This window comes from Streptomyces monashensis (assembly GCF_001866665.1).
In the GTDB taxonomy this organism is placed as follows: Bacteria; Actinomycetota; Actinomycetes; order Streptomycetales; family Streptomycetaceae; genus Streptomyces; species Streptomyces monashensis.
Genome location: NZ_MLYO01000026.1, coordinates 87,907 through 103,955, shown reverse-complemented (window position 1 = coordinate 103,955; position 16,049 = coordinate 87,907). Strand labels below are relative to the sequence as shown.

The 16,049-nt window shown below is 72.9% G+C and carries 16 protein-coding genes; 11 read left to right on the top strand and 5 right to left on the bottom strand.

The features are described 5' to 3' along the window. Nucleotides 1–89: 89 nt before the first annotated feature. The 6 genes from cobM to cobC are packed head-to-tail and all read left to right on the top strand — an operon-like array spanning nucleotide 90 to nucleotide 6,557. On the top strand, nucleotides 90–920 hold the full coding sequence (gene cobM, locus BIV23_RS16555) for a precorrin-4 C(11)-methyltransferase (protein ID WP_071381621.1): 831 nt from the start codon (nucleotides 90–92) through the stop codon (nucleotides 918–920). Continuing rightward, complete coding sequence (locus BIV23_RS16550) at nucleotides 917–2,263, top strand: bifunctional cobalt-precorrin-7 (C(5))-methyltransferase/cobalt-precorrin-6B (C(15))-methyltransferase (RefSeq protein WP_071381620.1); 1,347 nt, start codon at nucleotides 917–919, stop codon at nucleotides 2,261–2,263. Before cobM ends, BIV23_RS16550 begins: the two co-directional genes overlap by 4 nt. Then, nucleotides 2,260–3,972, top strand: a complete 1,713-nt coding sequence (gene cobJ, locus BIV23_RS16545) for a precorrin-3B C(17)-methyltransferase (RefSeq protein ID WP_071381619.1) — start codon at nucleotides 2,260–2,262, stop codon at nucleotides 3,970–3,972. Before BIV23_RS16550 ends, cobJ begins: the two co-directional genes overlap by 4 nt. Further along, nucleotides 3,969–4,556 carry a precorrin-8X methylmutase gene (locus BIV23_RS16540; RefSeq protein ID WP_071381618.1) on the top strand — a complete coding sequence of 196 codons (588 nt, stop codon included), beginning with the start codon at nucleotides 3,969–3,971 and terminating at the stop codon, nucleotides 4,554–4,556. The genes cobJ and BIV23_RS16540 overlap by 4 nt, the downstream gene beginning before the upstream one ends. Further along, on the top strand, nucleotides 4,553–5,494 hold the full coding sequence (locus BIV23_RS16535; RefSeq protein ID WP_071381617.1) for a sirohydrochlorin chelatase: 942 nt from the start codon (nucleotides 4,553–4,555) through the stop codon (nucleotides 5,492–5,494). Before BIV23_RS16540 ends, BIV23_RS16535 begins: the two co-directional genes overlap by 4 nt. Next, the gene (gene cobC, locus BIV23_RS16530) at nucleotides 5,484–6,557 is read left to right on the top strand and encodes an Rv2231c family histidinol phosphate aminotransferase CobC (protein ID WP_079173202.1); all 1,074 of its coding nucleotides are present in this window, start codon (nucleotides 5,484–5,486) and stop codon (nucleotides 6,555–6,557) included. Before BIV23_RS16535 ends, cobC begins: the two co-directional genes overlap by 11 nt. Before the next feature lie 79 nt (nucleotides 6,558–6,636). Here cobC and BIV23_RS16525 read toward each other — a convergent pair whose 3' ends face one another. From BIV23_RS16525 to BIV23_RS16505, 5 genes are all read right to left on the bottom strand, one after another. After that, nucleotides 6,637–7,614 carry an SCO1860 family LAETG-anchored protein gene (locus BIV23_RS16525; protein ID WP_107471186.1) on the bottom strand — a complete coding sequence of 326 codons (978 nt, stop codon included), beginning with the start codon at nucleotides 7,612–7,614 and terminating at the stop codon, nucleotides 6,637–6,639. Between the two features lie 164 nt (nucleotides 7,615–7,778). Beyond that, on the bottom strand, nucleotides 7,779–8,870 hold the full coding sequence (locus tag BIV23_RS16520) for an amidohydrolase family protein (RefSeq protein ID WP_071381615.1): 1,092 nt from the start codon (nucleotides 8,868–8,870) through the stop codon (nucleotides 7,779–7,781). 18 nt (nucleotides 8,871–8,888) lie between these two features. Next, nucleotides 8,889–9,683 (bottom strand): amino acid ABC transporter ATP-binding protein, encoded by a 795-nt coding sequence (locus BIV23_RS16515; RefSeq protein WP_071381614.1) that lies wholly within the window; start codon nucleotides 9,681–9,683, stop codon nucleotides 8,889–8,891. After that, nucleotides 9,680–10,516: an amino acid ABC transporter permease gene (locus BIV23_RS16510; protein ID WP_071381613.1), complete on the bottom strand. Its 837-nt coding sequence runs from the start codon at nucleotides 10,514–10,516 to the stop codon at nucleotides 9,680–9,682. Before BIV23_RS16510 ends, BIV23_RS16515 begins: the two co-directional genes overlap by 4 nt. A 4-nt stretch (nucleotides 10,517–10,520) precedes the next feature. After that, nucleotides 10,521–11,375: a basic amino acid ABC transporter substrate-binding protein gene (locus tag BIV23_RS16505; RefSeq protein WP_071381612.1), complete on the bottom strand. Its 855-nt coding sequence runs from the start codon at nucleotides 11,373–11,375 to the stop codon at nucleotides 10,521–10,523. Between the two features lie 168 nt (nucleotides 11,376–11,543). On the opposite strand from BIV23_RS16505, the gene BIV23_RS16500 reads away from it, so the two are divergent. From BIV23_RS16500 to BIV23_RS16480, 5 genes are all read left to right on the top strand, one after another. Further along, complete coding sequence (locus BIV23_RS16500; protein WP_071381611.1) at nucleotides 11,544–12,653, top strand: pyridoxal-phosphate-dependent aminotransferase family protein; 1,110 nt, start codon at nucleotides 11,544–11,546, stop codon at nucleotides 12,651–12,653. Between the two features lie 305 nt (nucleotides 12,654–12,958). Next, a complete protein-coding gene (locus tag BIV23_RS16495; RefSeq protein ID WP_071381610.1) occupies nucleotides 12,959–13,495 on the top strand; it encodes a DinB family protein in 537 nt (178 codons plus the stop codon). A 266-nt stretch (nucleotides 13,496–13,761) separates the two neighbouring features. After that, entirely contained in the window at nucleotides 13,762–14,280 is a 519-nt protein-coding gene (ectA, locus tag BIV23_RS16490) for a diaminobutyrate acetyltransferase (protein WP_071381609.1), read from the top strand. A gap of 52 nt (nucleotides 14,281–14,332) precedes the next feature. Further along, on the top strand, nucleotides 14,333–15,604 hold the full coding sequence (gene ectB, locus BIV23_RS16485; RefSeq protein WP_071381608.1) for a diaminobutyrate--2-oxoglutarate transaminase: 1,272 nt from the start codon (nucleotides 14,333–14,335) through the stop codon (nucleotides 15,602–15,604). Between the two features lie 40 nt (nucleotides 15,605–15,644). Continuing rightward, nucleotides 15,645–16,049, top strand: a complete 405-nt coding sequence (locus tag BIV23_RS16480) for an ectoine synthase (protein WP_071381607.1) — start codon at nucleotides 15,645–15,647, stop codon at nucleotides 16,047–16,049.

Genomic DNA, 16,049 nt, shown 5'->3' with positions numbered 1-16,049 from the left:
TCGCGCACATCCATCACCTCCCATATATCCGCACACCCTGACATTTCACTGCTTCCGCTGTGTGTTTTCCGTACGAGAGGACCTTTCTCATGGCCGATGCCCTCATCGATGCCACCGCCGGCAAGGTGACGTTCGTCGGTGCCGGCCCCGGCGCCGCCGACCTGCTGACGTTCCGCGCCGCGCGCGCGATCACGGAGGCGGACGTGGTGATCTGGGCGGCGAGCCTGGTCCAGGCGGAGGTCCTCGAACACGCGCGCGCGGAGGCGGAGATCCTGGACTCGGCGGCCATGTCCCTGGAGGACGTCGTCGCCGTCTACGCGCGCGCCCACGCCGAGGGCCTGAAGGTGGCCCGGATCCACTCCGGCGACCCGGCGCTGTGGGGCGGCACGCAGGAGCAGCTCGACCGGTGCGCGGAGATCGGGATCGCCACCGAGGTCGTCCCCGGTGTCTCCTCCTTCTCGGCCGTGGCCGCCCTCGCGCAGCGCGAGCTGACGATCCCCGAGGTCGCGCAGTCCGTCGTCCTCACCCGGCTGGGCGGCGGCAAGACGCCGATGCCGCCCGGCGAGGAGGTCCGGGAGTTCGCCCGGCACGGCACGACGATGGCGATCTTCCTCTCGGCCGCCCGCAGCGGCCAGCTGGTGCGCGAGCTGCTGGAGGGCGGCTACCCCACCGACACCCCCGTGGTCATCGCCTACCAGGCGACCTGGCCGGAGGAGCTGGTCGTGAAGTGCACGATCGGCACGCTGGAGGAGACGGTCAAGGAGCACAAGCTCTGGAAGCACACGCTCTTCCTGGTCGGCCCGGCGCTCGACGCCCACGGCACGCGCTCGCACCTGTACCACCCGGGGCACTTCCACGGGTATCGCAAGGCCGACCCGGAGGCCCGGCGGGCCCTGCGCGAGCAGCGGGCGAAGAGTTGATCACGGTCGTCGGGACAGGGACCGGGGCAGGGGCGCCGCTGCTGGAAGAGGTCCTCGCCGGGGCCGCGCTCGTCGTCGGCGGGCGGCGGCACCTGGACGCCGTACGGCTGCCCGACGGCGCCGAGCGCGTCGTCCTCGGGCCGCTGGCGCCCGCCCTGGACACGATCGCGGAGTACGTCGGCAAGGAGCTGCCCGTGCTCGTGCTGGCCTCCGGGGATCCGGGGTTCTTCGGGATCGTGCGGGCGCTGGCCGAGCGGTTCGGGGCCGGGCGGCTGGACGTACGGCCGGGTGTCTCCTCCGTGGCGACGGCGTTCGCGCGGATCGGGCTGCCCTGGGACGACGCGGTCGTGGTCAGCGCGCACGGCCGGGACCTGCGCACGGCCGTCAACGTGTGCCGGGCGCGACCCAAGGTGGCGGTGCTGACGGGTCCGGGCGCGGGTCCGGCGGAACTGGGGGCGGCGCTGCTGCGGCACGGCCAGCAGGTGCCGGGGAGCGCGTCGGCCGGGCCGGTGGCCGCGCCCGCACACGACTCCCCCGGACCGGAGACGGTGTCCTCGTCGGCGTCGGGGCACCCGTCCCGCGGGCGGGTCCTGGTCGTCGCCCGCGCCCTCGGCTCCGCGGCCGAGCGCGTCGAGCGGGTCACGCCCGCCGAGGCCGCCGCCCGGGACTGGGGCACGGACGTCAGCGTGGTGCTGTGCCTGGACGAGACGCGGGCGCTGGGCGCGGTGCGCACGGTCGCCGGGGTGCCGGAGCAGCCCGGCGGGTGGGCGCTGGACGAGGACGCGTTCGCGCACCGGGACTCGATGATCACCAAGTTCGAGGTGCGGGCGCTGGCCCTGGCCCGGCTCGGGCCCCGGCTCGGCGACCTGGTGTGGGACGTGGGCGCCGGGTCGGGCTCGGTGGCGGTGGAGTGCGCGCGGCTCGGTGCGGCCGTCGTCGCCGTCGAGAAGGCGGCGGACGGTGTGGCGCGCGTGCGGGCCAACGCCCGCGCCCACGGTGTCGACGTGGCCGTGGTGCACGGCGCGGCACCGGAGGCGCTGGCCGGGCTCGACGATCCCGACGCGGTGTTCGTCGGCGGTGGCGGCCGGGAGCTGCCGGACATCGTCGGCGCCTGTGCGCGGCGGGCGCGGCGGACGGTCGTCGTGACCATGGCCGCGCTCGACCGGGTGCCGGCGGCGCGCGCGGCGCTCACGGCCGCCGGGTTCGCCTGCGACGGGGTGCTGTTGCAGGCCTCGCGGCTGGCGCCGCTGCCGGGCGAGGTGTCCCGGCTGGCGGCGACCAATCCTGTGTTTCTGCTCTGGGGCGTGCGAACCCAGGCATTCAGTAAGGGAGTTGACGAGTGATCGGCCTCATTTCCGCCACCGCGGCGGGGGCGGCTGCGCGGGACCGGCTGGCGGCGGCGTGGCCGGAACGGACGCGCGTGTACGACGGTCCCGTCGGGGAGGCGGTGCGGGCGGCGTTCGCGGAGTGCGAGCAGCTGGTGTGCTTCCTCGCGACGGGCGCGACCGTGCGGCTGCTCGCGCCGCTGCTCGGCGACAAGACCGCCGACCCGGGCGTGGTGTGCGTGGACGAGGGCGGCCGGTACGCGGTCTCACTCGTCGGCGGGCACGGCGGCGGCGCCAACGAACTCGCCCGCGAGGTGGGCGAGTTGCTGGGCGCGGAGCCAGTGGTGACGACGGCGACGGACTCGGTCGGGCTGCCGGGGCTGGACACGCTCGGGCTGCCGTACGAGGGTTCGGTGGCCGTGGTCTCGCGGGCCCTGCTGGACGGCGAACCGGTCGCGCTGGAGGCCGAGGTGGCCTGGCCGCTGCCGCCCCTGCCCACCTCCGCGCGCGGGGCGTACACCGTCCGGCTGACCGACCGGGCCGTCGCGCCCGGCGAGCGCGAGGTGCTGCTGCGGCCTCCGTCGCTGGTGGTCGGCGTCGGCGCGTCCAAGGGGGCGCCGGTCGAGGAGGTGCTCGGACTGGTCCGGGAGGCGCTCGCGGAGGCGGGCCTCTCGGCGCGGTCGGTCGCCGAACTGGCCACCGTGGACGCCAAGTCGGCGGAGCCGGGGATCGTCGCGGCCGCCGAGCGGCTGGGGGTCCCGCTGGTGACGTACTCCGCCGAGGAACTGGCGGCCGTCGAGGTGCCCCACCCGTCGCAGGCGCCGCTCGCGGCCGTCGGCACGCCCTCCGTGGCGGAGGCGGCCGCGCTGGTGGGCGGCGGTGAACTCCTCGTCCCCAAGCGGAAGTCGGTCCGCGCCGACGGCCGGCCCGCCATGGCCACCTGTGCCGTCGTACGGCGTCCGGCGCGCGGGCGGCTCGCGGTGGTCGGGCTCGGACCGGGCGCCCGGGACCTGCTGACCCCGCGCGCCACGGCCGAACTCCGGCGCGCTTCCGTACTGGTGGGGCTCGACCAGTACGTCGACCAGATCCGCGATCTGCTGCGGCCGGGCACCCGGGTGCTGGAGTCCGGGCTCGGCGCCGAGGAGGAACGGGCCCGTACGGCGGTCGCGGAGGCGCGCAGGGGGCAGGCGGTGGCGCTGATCGGCAGCGGGGACGCCGGTGTGTACGCGATGGCGTCCCCGGCGCTGGCCGAGGCGTCCGACGACATCGACGTGGTCGGGGTGCCGGGCGTGACGGCCGCGCTGGCCGCCGGGGCGATCCTGGGCGCGCCGCTGGGCCACGACCACGTGTCCATCAGCCTGTCCGACCTGCACACGCCGTGGGAGGTCATCGAGCGGCGGGTGCGGGCGGCGGCCGAGGCGGACCTCGTCGTCACCTTCTACAACCCGCGTTCGCGGGGCCGCGACTGGCAGCTGCCCAAGGCGCTCGCGATCCTCGCCGGGCACCGGGAGCCGACGACGCCGGTCGGTGTCGTCCGCAATGCGTCCCGGCCGGACGAGTCGAGCCGGGTGACCACCCTCGGTGCGCTCGACCCGGCGACGGTCGACATGATGACGGTCGTGACGGTCGGCAACACCGCGACCCGGATCGTCGCGGGCCGCATGGTGACCCCGCGCGGCTACCGCTGGCAGGCAGCGCAGCCCGGCGAGCAGGAGGAAGCCGAGTGAACCGGATCGTCCATCCCATCGAGCAGGAGTCCTACCGGCGGTTGCGCGCCCGCCTGGACACCTCGCACTTCCCTCCGCTGACCCGGGCGGTGGTGGAGCGGGTCATCCACTCCGCCGCCGACCTGGAGTACGCGACCGACCTCGTGACCGACGAGGACGACCTGGTCAGGGCGCATGCCGCGCTGCACGCCGGGGCGCCCGTCGTGGTGGACGTGGAGATGGTCGGCGCCGGGATCACCCGCCGCGAGACCGTGTGCCGGCTCAGGGACGCCGGGTCCGTCGCGGGGCTCACCCGCTCCGCCCACGCGATCCGGCTGGCGTACGAGCAGGTCGGGCCCGGTGCCTTGTGGGTGATCGGCAACGCCCCCACCGCGCTGGAGGAACTGCTCGCCCTGGACGCCGCCCCGGCACTCGTCATCGGGCTGCCGGTCGGCTTCGTCGGCGCGGTCGAGTCCAAGGCCGCGCTGCGCGAGAGCGGGCTGCCCGCCGTGAGCAACGTGTCCGAGAAGGGCGGGTCGGCGGTCGCCGCCGCCGCCCTCAACGCCCTGTTGTACCACCCCACTTCACCCGAGGAGACCCCGTGACCACCCCGCCGCCCGCCCTGCTCATCGCCGGCCACGGCACCCGGGACGAGGCCGGAGCCGAGGCGTTCCGCGACTTCGTGCGCGAGCTGGGCCGCCGCCACCCCGAACTGCCCGTCGCGGGCGGCTTCATCGAGCTGTCCCCGCCGCCGCTCGGCGACGCCGTCACCGAGCTGGTCGAGCGGGGCGTACGCCGGTTCGCTGCGGTGCCGCTGATGCTGGTGTCCGCCGGGCACGCCAAGGGCGACATCCCGGCCGCGCTGGCCCGCGAGAAGGAACGGCACCCGGGGATCTCGTACACCTACGGCCGGCCGCTGGGCCCGCACCCCTCGCTGCTGGGCGTGCTGGAGCGGCGGCTGGACGAGGCCCTCGGCGGCGGCGCCCGTACGCCCGGGGACCGGGCCGATGTCACCGTGCTGCTGGTCGGGCGCGGATCGACGGATCCGGACGCCAACGCCGAGGTGCACAAGGCGGCGCGGCTGCTGTGGGAGGGCCGGGGGTACGCCGGGGTGGAGACGGCGTTCGTGTCGCTGGCGGCGCCGGACGTGCCGAGCGGGCTGGACCGGTGCGCGCGGCTGGGGGCGAAGCGGATCGTCGTCCTGCCCTACTTCCTGTTCACCGGGATCCTGCCGGACCGGGTGCGGCAGCAGACCGAGGGCTGGGCGGCCGCGCACCCGGAGGTCGAGGTGCGGTCCGCCGATGTCATCGGGCCCGAGCCGGAGCTGCTGGACCTGGTGATGGAGCGGTACGCGGAGGCGGTCGAGGGCGATCTGCGGATGAACTGCGACTCGTGCGTGTACCGGATCGCGCTGCCCGGTTTCGAGGACAAGGTGGGGCTGCCGCAGCAGCCGCACTTCCACCCGGACGACGACGGGCACGACCATGGGCACGGCCACGGGCAGCACCATCACGGGGGGCACACGCACAGCCATGCGCACTGAGGACACCGGGCGGACCGGGGACACCGGGCACGATCTGCGGCATCACGGCGACGCCGAGGTGCGGGACGACGGCTCGGCGCTGGTCGACCTCGCCGTCAACGTGCGCGCGGACACTCCCCCGTCCTGGCTGCGGGAGCGGATCGCCGCGTCGCTGGGCTCGCTCGCGGCCTACCCGGACGGGCGGGCCGCGCGGGCGGCGGTGGCGGCGCGGCACGGGCTGCCGGTGGAGCGGGTGCTGCTGACGGCCGGGGCGGCGGAGGCGTTCGTACTGCTGGCCCGGGCGCTGAAGGTGCGCCGGCCGGTCGTCGTGCACCCGCAGTTCACGGAGCCGGAGGCCGCGCTGCGGGACGCCGGGCACAGCGTGGACCGGGTGCTGCTGCGGGAGGCGGACGGGTTCCGGCTGGATCCGGCGGCGGTGCCCGAGGACGCCGATCTGGTGGTGATCGGGAATCCGACCAACCCCACGTCGGTCCTGCACCCGGCGGACGGGATCGCCCGACTCGCCCGGCCCGGACGGACGTTGGTGGTGGACGAGGCGTTCATGGACGCGGTGCCGGGCGAGCGGGAGGCGCTGGCCGGGCGCACGGACGTGCCCGGGCTGGTCGTCCTGCGCAGCCTGACCAAGACCTGGGGGCTGGCCGGGCTGCGCATCGGGTACGCCCTGGCCGCGCCGGAGGTCATCGCCTCGCTGGAGCAGGCCCAGCCGCTGTGGCCGGTGTCGACGCCGGCGCTGGCCGCCGCCGAGGCGTGTGTGACGCCGCGGGCGCTGGCGGAGGCGGGGCACGCGGCGCACCGCATCGCCGCCGACCGGGCCCATCTGGTGGCGGGGCTGACGGCTCTCGCCGGCCGGGGTGTCTCGGTGACCGGTCCCGCGCAGGGGCCGTTCGTGCTGGTCCGGATGGCGGGGGCGGCTCAGGTACGACGACGGTTGCGCGAGGCCGGTTACGCCGTGCGCCGGGGTGACACGTTTCCGGGGCTCGGCGAGGAGTGGGTCCGGGTGGCTGTGCGCGACCGGACGACGGCCAACGCGTTCCTCTCGGCGCTGTCCGCCGCCCTCCCGTAACCGGGGCGCCGCCCCCCTTTCCGGTGGGACCGCTGGGAAAGGGGGCGGCGCCAGGGGTCAGCCGTCCGTCAGGCCCGCGTCAGCTCCTGCGGCGCCGGGCCAGCGCCACCGCTCCCCCGCCCGCCAGGACCAGTGCCAGCGCGCCGCCCGCGAGGTAGGGGGTCGCCGAACTGCCGCCGGTCTCGGCGAGGTTGCTCTTCGACACGCCGCCCTGGGGCTTCACGTCGGACGCGGGGGCGGCCTTGCCGGCCGCGTCCTTCGACGCCGTGCCCGCGGCCGGGTCGTGGCTCGGCACCGGGTCGCCCGAGGACGCGGCCGTCGGGGACTCGCAGGTCGCCTGGGCGAGCGTGACCGTGCCCTCGACGTCGGCCACGTTGAGCTGGGGGTCCCCCCGGACGGAGTCTGAGGGAGGGTTGACGGAGACCGTGAGTCGGAGGGCGGTGGCGGCGGCCGTGCGGGTCGTGGTGCGCCGCTGGGACAGATCGAGGCGGACCTCGCCGACGCCGGGCACCTTCACCTCGGTCGGGCCGCCGGCGGTGAGGGTGACGCGCTTGCCGAGGACCGTGACGCCGCCGAGGACGTTCGCGGCGGCGACGGGCGTCCTGCCGGCCTCGCAGACGGCCTGCGCGGTGACCGTGTCGGCCTCGATCAGGGACAGCAGGGGCAGCCCGGGGAGGTGCAGCCGGGCGTGGGCGAGCCGGACCGAGCCCTCGGCGCGCCGTGCGGTCACCGTGGCCTTCGCCGAGGCGACGTCGGCGCCGAGGACGGTGAACGGCCTGCCGCCGTCCACGCCGTCGAGCCGGGCGGACAGCGCGGTCCTGTCGGCGCTCCGCGGCGCCCGGACCTCGTTGAGGGAGACCGTCAGCGGGACGTCGACGGTCTTGTTGAGCAGGGACACGTCGAGCCCGGTGCGCAGGACGACGGCGGAGGCGCGACCGTGGTCACCGGTCGCGTGCGCGGCGCCCGCGCCCAGCACCGCGGGTGCCGCGGCGAGGGCCGTGACCGTCGCCACGGCGGCGAGACGACGGGCGGGCATGCGGAAGTTCGCTCTGGTCAAGGTGTTCAAGGTGGTGGGACTCCCCGGAAGAAACATGCTTGGGACCCGTCAACCTTGTACGCAGTACGGGTGAACGGTCAGTGTTCCCCGGTTACTTCACTCAATCGGGCCGTTTCCGCACGTCTCTTCGAATCGTGAAGCACAAGCGTTCCCCCGCGGCTCTCCTACTGCACGACCTTCCCGTTCAGCACCACCCGGCGCGGCGCCGTCAGCACCCGTACGTCGGCGCGCGGGTCGCCCTCGTACACCACCAGATCGGCCGGTGCGCCCTCCTCCAGTCCGGGCCGGCCGAGCCAGGCGCGGGCGCCCCAGGTCGTGGCGGACAGGGCGGCCACGGGCGGGATGCCGGCGGTGACCAGTTCGGCGACCTCGGCGCCCACCAGTCCGTGCGCCAGCGAGCCGCCGGCGTCGGTGCCCACGTAGACCGGGATCCCGGCGTCGTAGGCGCCGCGCACGGTGTCGTAGCGGCGTTCGTGCAGCCGGCGCATGTGCGCGGACCACTGCGGGAACTTGCTCTCGCCGCCGGCCGCGAGCTGCGGGAAGGTGGCGATGTTGACGAGGGTGGGGACGATCGCGACGCCCCGCTCCGCGAAGAGCGGGATCAGGTCGTCGGTGAGGCCCGTGGCGTGCTCGACGCAGTCGATGCCCGCCTCGACCAGGTCGCGCAGGCAGTCCGTGGCGAAGCAGTGGGCGGTGACCCGGGCGCCGAGGCGGTGGGCCTCGCTGATCGCCGCCTCGACCGCCCCGCGCGGCCAGCAGGCGGACAGGTCGCCGAGGTCGCGGTCGATCCAGTCGCCGACGAGCTTGACCCAGCCGTCGCCGCGCCTCGCCTCCTGGGCGACGTAGGCGACCAGGTCCTCGGGCTCGATCTCCCACGCATAGTTGCGGATGTAGCGGCGGGTGCGGGCGATGTGCCGGCCGGCCCGGATGATCTTCGGCAGGTCGGCGCGGTCGTCGATCCAGCGGGTGTCGGAGGGCGAGCCGGCGTCGCGCAGCAGCAGGGCGCCCGCCTCCCGGTCGGTGCGCGCCTGCTTCTCGGCGGTGTCCGCGTCGACCGGGCCGTGCGCGTCGAGGCCGACGTGGCAGTGCGCGTCGACGAGGCCGGGCAGCGCCCAGCCCTCGACGGTGGTGACGTCCCGCGCCCCGACGGGGCGGTCGTGGCAGATCCTGCCCCCGACCACCCACAGCTCGTCGCGGACGTCCTCGGGCCCGACGAGGACCCGCCCCTTCACGTGCAGCACGGCGCCATCGCTCATGTACTGCACCTTAGTGAGCTACTGTGCGGGCCCGCCGACCTGGTCCGAGGTCTCCTCCTCCACCTCGGCCATCGCCGGGTCGAGCAGCCGGGACAGGAAGTGCCGGGTGCGCTCGTGCCGCGGGGCGCCGATGACCTGGTCCGGGGTGCCGTCCTCGACGATCACGCCGCCGTCCATGAAGACGACCCGGTCGGCGACCTCGCGGGCGAAGGTCATCTCGTGCGTGACGACCATCATGGTCATGCCCTCGCGGGCGAGCCGGCGCATGACCGCGAGGACGTCGCCGACCAGCTCGGGGTCGAGCGCGGAGGTCGGCTCGTCGAAGAGCATCACCTGGGGGCCCATGGCGAGGGCCCGGGCGATGGCCACGCGCTGCTGCTGACCGCCGGAGAGCGAGGCGGGATACGCCTCAGCCTTCTCGGACAGGCCGACGCGGGCCAGGTTCTCGGCGGCGGTCCTCGCCGCGCTCGCCTTGTCCCGCCCGAGGACCCGGCGCTGGGGCAGCGTGAGGTTCTCGGTGACGCTGAGGTGCGGGAAGAGGTTGAACTGCTGGAAGACCATGCCGATCCGGCGGCGCACGGCGTCGATGTCCACGTCGGGGTCGGTGATCTCGGTGCCGCCGACGAAGACCTGTCCCTTGGTGGGCTCCTCCAGCAGGTTCACACAGCGCAGCAGCGTGGACTTGCCGGAGCCGGAGGGGCCGATGACACAGACGACCTCGCCCCGCTCCATCTCCAGGTCGATGCCCTTGAGCACCTGGTTGTCACCGAAGGACTTGTGCAGATCCCGGACGCGGATCTCGGGGCGGGTCACCTGATCTCCCTCTTGGCCTTGGATTCCATCCTGCGCACGACGAGGCTGAGCGGCACCGTGATCAGCAGGTAGCACAGGCCCGCGACCAGGATCGGCGTGGAGTTGGCCGTCGTACTGGCCAGGTCGTTGCCGAACTTGGACAGCTCGCGCTGCTCCAGGGTGACGCCGAGGAACAGCACCAGCGAGGAGTCCTTGAAGAGCAGGACGAGTTCGTTGGTCAGCGGCGGCAGGATGATGCGGAAGGCCTGCGGCAGGATGATGGAGACCATGGCCCTGGCGGGCGAGAACCCGAGCGAACGGGCCGCCTCCATCTGCCCCTTGGGCACGGCCTGGATGCCCGCGCGGATCGTCTCCGCCATGTAGGCGGCGGAGACCAGTCCGAGCGCGACGGCGACCTTGCCGTAGATGCCGCCCGGGTACTCGATGCTCGGGAAGGCGAGCGGCACGCCGGTGCCCACGAAGATGAAGATCAGCAGCGCGGGCAGGCCGCGGAAGATCTCGATGTAGATCCCGGCGAGCCAGCGGTACGGCCCCACGGACGACAGGCGCATCAGGGCGATGACCATGCCGAGGGCGAGGCCGACCACGAACCCGGACAGGGTGAACAGCACGGTGTTCTTGAGGGCCACCGTGATGAGGTCCGGGAACAGCTGGCGCGCGATGTGGGCCTGCGCGAACTGGTTCTTCAGCCGCCCCCAGTCCGCGCCGGCCGCGAGCGCGACCACCGCGGCGACGAAGACGACGTACTGCGCCCCCCGCGAGAGCCGACGCCTCTGACGAGGCGTCAGTCCGCTCTTCCTCGGCTGGAGTTCTGCGTCCGTGTCGATGGCCATGGGGTCAGGACGCGGAGGCCGAGGCGGCCGGGGAGGCGACGGAGGCGTTGTACGGGCCGATCCACTTCTCGTAGATCTTCTTGTACGTGCCGTCGGCCTTGGCGTCCTTCAGGGCCGTGTTGACGGCGTCGAGCAGGGCCTTGTTGCCCTTCTTGACCGTGAAGCCGTACTGCTCGCCGGTCTTGAGGTTGTCGACGACCTTGAACGCGTTCGCGTTGGCCTTGTCCTTCAGCCAGCCCTGGACCACCGGGTAGTCGATGACGACGGCCTGGACCTGGCCGGTGCGCAGGCCGTTGAGGACCGCGTCGGAGGAGGCGAAGGAGACCGGGTCGTAGCCCTTGCCGCGGGCGTAGTCCTCGCCGGTGGTCTGCGCCTGCGCGCCGAGCTTCTTGCCCTTGAGGCCGGCGAACGAGGTGATACCGCTGTTCTTGGCGACGAGCACGGCCTGCGTGGCCTCGAAGTACGGGTCGGAGAAGTCGACGTTCTTCTTGCGCTCGGCGGTGATCGTCATGCCCGCGGCGGCCAGGTCGCACTGGCCGGAGTTCAGGAAGGCGCCGGTCTTGAAGTTCTCGAACGGCGTGTCCAGGATCTGCTGCTTGACGCCCAGGTTCTTGGCGACGAGGTCGATCAGGGAGACGTCGAAGCCCTGCACCTTGCCGTCGATCTCCGACTGGAACGGCGGGTACGGCAGGTGGGTGCAGGTGGTCAGCTGGCCGCCCTTGACGAGGTGGACACCCTTGACGGTCGTCGGACCGCCCCCCGAGCCGCTGGAGGAGCAGCCGGCGACCACGAGCGCCAGCGCGGCGGTCGCGGTGGTGGCGGCCAGGAAGCGGGACCGGCGCCCGAGGAACGTCTTCATGGGGAGTGATCTTCTCTGTGGGGGACCTTTGGGTTCCGATTATAAGGAAGAGTTTGAGTGCCTCAAATCAAACTGATGGTAACGGGGTCATTCCACTTAAGATCGGTGGAGTCGGCCCCCGCCGGCCGAAGATCCGGGAACCACCCGAGAACGAAGAGAGAGCCCGCCGTGACGCACCCCTTCCTCGACCTGCCCCCGCTGAGCGCCGAGCGCTTCGCCGCCATCGAGGACGGGGTGGCCCGGCTGCTGGACACCCGGCAGGACGTGCTGATCACCCAGGGCGAGGCGCTGCTGCCGCTGGAGGGCGCGATCCGCGCCGCGGCCGGTCCGGGCACGGTGGCGCTGAACGTGATCACGGGCCCCTACGGGCAGACCTTCGGCGACTGGCTGCGCTCCTGCGGCGCGACCGTGCACGACATCGCGGTCCCCTTCCACACGGCGGTCACGGCGGAGCAGATCCGCGAGGCGTTCGCCGAGCACCCCGAGATCGACTTCGTGTCCCTCGTGCACGCCGAGGCGGCGACCGGCAACACCAACCCGGTCGCGGAGATCGGCGAGGTGGTACGGGAGCACGGCGCGCTCTTCTACCTGGACGCGGTCGCCTCGGTGGGCGCGGAGCCGGTGCTGCCGGACGCGTGGGGCGTGGACCTGTGCGTGATCGGGGCGCAGAAGGCGATGGGCGGCCCGGCCGGTGTATCGGCGATCTCGGTGAGCGAGCGGGCCTGGACCCGGATGGCGGCCAACCCGCACGCGCCGCGCCGCTCCTACCTGTCCCTGCTGGACTGGAAGGAACGCTGGACCGACGCGGGCCGCGCGGTGCTGCCGCACGCTCCGGCACAGCTGGAGATGCTGGCGCTGCAGGCGTGCCTGGAGCGGATCGAGTCGGCGGGCCTCGACACCGTGATGGCCCGGCACCGCGGCGCGGCGCTGGCCACGCGGGCCGGCGCGGTGGCGCTGGGCGGCGGCCTGGAGCCGTACGTGTACGAGGAGAAGGACGCGGCGCCGGTCGCGACGACCCTGCGGGTGCCGGCGGACGTGGTGGCCTCGGAGCTGGTGGCCCGGGCCCTGGCGAGCGACCCCACCCTGCCCCTGGTCGCGGGCGGGGGTGCGCTGGCGAAGGAGATGATCCGGGTCAACCACTACGGATCGGACGCCACGCCGGGCGCGGTCCAGAGCTCCCTCGCGGCCCTGGGCGGTGCACTCGCCGAGCAGGGCCTGCCCGTGGACCTGGAGGCGGCACGCCGGGCCGTGGACAAGGCCTGGACCCAGGGACGGTAGCGCGCCGCCGCTACGGCACTGCGCCGCGCGGCCGCAAGCTCCCTCACGACGGCCGACGGTCACGCCGCACCCCCGGCACCTCCACGCCCCACCCCTCCACCTGCACCGGCCGCCCACGGCCGATCGCCGGCACACCGAGGCCCCGGGCCGCCCACAGGAACCCGGCCCCGGCCTTCCCGCGGCAGCGCCCGGCCCGCCTCCCACCGCCACGCCGAGCGAGGCAGGAGGCCCGGCCGAAGGCCGTGTCCGGCGCAACCGCGCGCCGCGCTCAGGGCGTTGTCGTACCCGCCTGGCATGCTGCCGCCATGACCACACCTCAGGCACCGCAGACCCTTCCCGACGGCCGGCCCGTGCCGCTGCTGACCGGGCCCGAACTGCCCATGCTGGAGAGCTGGCTGGACTTCCACCGGAGCACGCTGGAGCTGAAGTGCCGCGGGCTGGACGACGAACAGGTCCGGCTCGCCCCGGCGGAGCCGTCGCCGCTGACGCTGCTCGGACTCGTGCAGCACCTCGCCGAGGTCGAGCGGAACTGGTTCCAGCGCGTGCTGGGCGGACTGGACGTGCCGCTGGTGTTCGGGGACGAGACGGGGGCGGGGTACGCCCTCGATCCCGGGCGCGGGCTGGAGGAGGCGCTGGGCGTCTGGCGACAGGAGATCGCGCACGGGCGGGAGCTGCTCGCCGGCCGGAGCCTGGAGGACACCGGACGGATCACCGACGGGCCGATGACCGGCGCCGAGGTCAGCGTGCGCTGGATACTCATCCATCTCATCGAGGAGTACGCCCGGCACAACGGACACGCCGACATTCTGCGTGAACGAATCGACGGAACCACCGGCGTCTGAATTCAATTTACTTTCACAATTCCCGCCTATTTTCCGGACGACAGCTTCCCGTCTTCTTCTGCCCGCTTTTTGCAAGGCTAAACGGGGGAGTTTTCCGGCGTGTTTCTTGCGACCGCTTGACGGTTTCAAGACTGTGACACACTCCACACAGAGGTAGATTTGCCCGGATTTGCCATGGGGCAATCCGGGCAAACCGCCGAGGCTTCTACGCAGCCCGGCGACGGCCGTCGTGCATTTCCTAATTCGCCTCGCTAAATTCGTGCCGCATGACTGCCGCACCCGCAGACCTGCTCATCGACCAGCCGGCGGTGACCGACGGAGCCGCGCTCTGGCGTCTCGCCAAGGACTCGAAAACCCTCGACCTGAACTCTTCGTACAGCTATCTGCTGTGGTGCCGGGACTTCGCCGGCACCTCGGCGGTGGCGCGGGGTGCGGGCGGGGAGCCGGTCGGCTTCGTCACCGGCTACGTGCGGCCCGACCGTCCGCACACCCTGCTCGTCTGGCAGGTGGCGGTGGACTCCGCCCACCGGGGTCTCGGCATCGCCGCCACACTGCTGGACGGACTGACCGCCCGGCTGGCCACCGAGCGCGGCGTCACCGAGGTGGAGACCACCATCACTCCCGGCAACACCGCCTCCGAGCGGCTGTTCACGTCGTTCGCCGAGCGGCACGGGGCGCGCCTCGAACGCGAGGTGCTGTTCCCCACCGAGCTGTTCCCGGACGGCCCGCACGACCCCGAAGTCCTGTACCGCATCAGCCCGTTGACCGGCGTCACCGCGCGCTGACCCCCCTCCTGCCGAGCCCCCCACCGAGCCCCCTCCCGAGGAGCGATTCTCCGTGACCATCACCCAGCCCGACCTCAGTGTCTTCGAGACCCTCGAGTCCGAGGTGCGCAGCTACTGCCGCGGCTGGCCCACGGTCTTCGACCGCGCACAGGGCAGCCGGATGTTCGACGAGGACGGCCATGTGTACCTCGACTTCTTCGCCGGTGCCGGGTCACTCAACTACGGCCACAACAACCCGGTGCTCAAACGGGCGCTGATCGACTATCTGGACCGGGACGGGGTCACCCACGGCCTGGACATGTCGACCACGGCCAAGCGGTCCTTCCTGCAGGCCTTCCAGGATCTGGTGCTGCGCCCGCGCGACCTGCCGTACAAGGTCATGTTCCCGGGCCCGACCGGCACCAACGCCGTGGAGTCGGCGCTGAAGCTGGCCCGAAAGGTCAAGGGCCGGGAGGCGATCGTCTCGTTCACGAACGCCTTCCACGGGATGTCGCTGGGCTCCCTCGCCGTCACCGGCAACGCCTTCAAGCGGGCCGGCGCCGGCATTCCCCTGGTGCACGGCACCCCGATGCCGTTCGACAACTACTTCGACGGCACGGTCCCGGACTTCCTGTGGTTCGAGCGGCTGCTGGAGGACCAGGGCTCCGGGCTCAACAAGCCCGCCGCGGTGATCGTGGAGACCGTGCAGGGCGAGGGCGGCATCAACGTGGCCCGGCCCGAATGGCTGCGCGCGCTCGGGGAGTTGTGCGAGCGGCAGGACATGCTGCTGATCGTCGACGACATCCAGATGGGCTGCGGTCGCACCGGCGCCTTCTTCTCCTTCGAGGAGGCGGGCATCACGCCGGACATCGTCACCGTCTCCAAGTCGATCAGCGGCTACGGGCTGCCGATGTCGCTGTGCCTGTTCAAGCCGGAGCTGGACGTGTGGGAGCCCGGCGAGCACAACGGCACCTTCCGCGGCAACAACCCCGCGTTCGTCACCGCGACCGCGGCGCTGGAGACGTACTGGGCCGACGGCTCGGCGATGGAGAAGCAGACCCGGTCGCGGGGTGAGCAGGTCGAGCAGGCGCTGATCTCGATCACCGAGGAGAACCTCGCCGACGTCAAGGAGTACCGCGGGCGCGGACTGGTGTGGGGCATGGAGTTCCACGACAAGGCGCGGGCCGGCCGGATCGCCAAGCGGGCCTTCGAGCTCGGGCTGCTCATCGAGACGTCCGGCCCCGAGGGCGAGGTCGTCAAGCTGCTGCCCGCGCTCACCATCACACCGGACGAGCTGGACGAGGGCCTGCGGATCCTCGCCCGCGCCGTCCGCGAAACCGTCTGACCAGCGCGTCAGCGCACAAGCTAGGAGGAAGAACAGCACCGTGATCGTCCGATCGTTCAAGGACATCGAAGGCACCGACCGGCATGTGCGGGCGAAGTCCGGCACCTGGGAGAGCAAGCGGATCGTCCTCGCCAAGGAGCGCGTCGGCTTCTCCCTGCACGAGACCGTCCTCTACGCCGGCACGGAGACGTCGATGTGGTACGCCAACCACGTCGAGGCCGTCGTCTGCACCCAGGGCGAGGCCGAACTCACCGACCACGAGACCGGGACGTCGTACACGATCACGCCCGGCACCATGTACCTCCTCGACGGCCACGAGCGGCACACGCTGAAGGTCAAGGCGGACTTCCACTGCCTGTGCGTGTTCAACCCGCCCGTGACCGGACGGGAGGACCACGACGAGAACGGCGTCTACCCGCTCCTGACGGAGCCCGAGGAGGTGTGA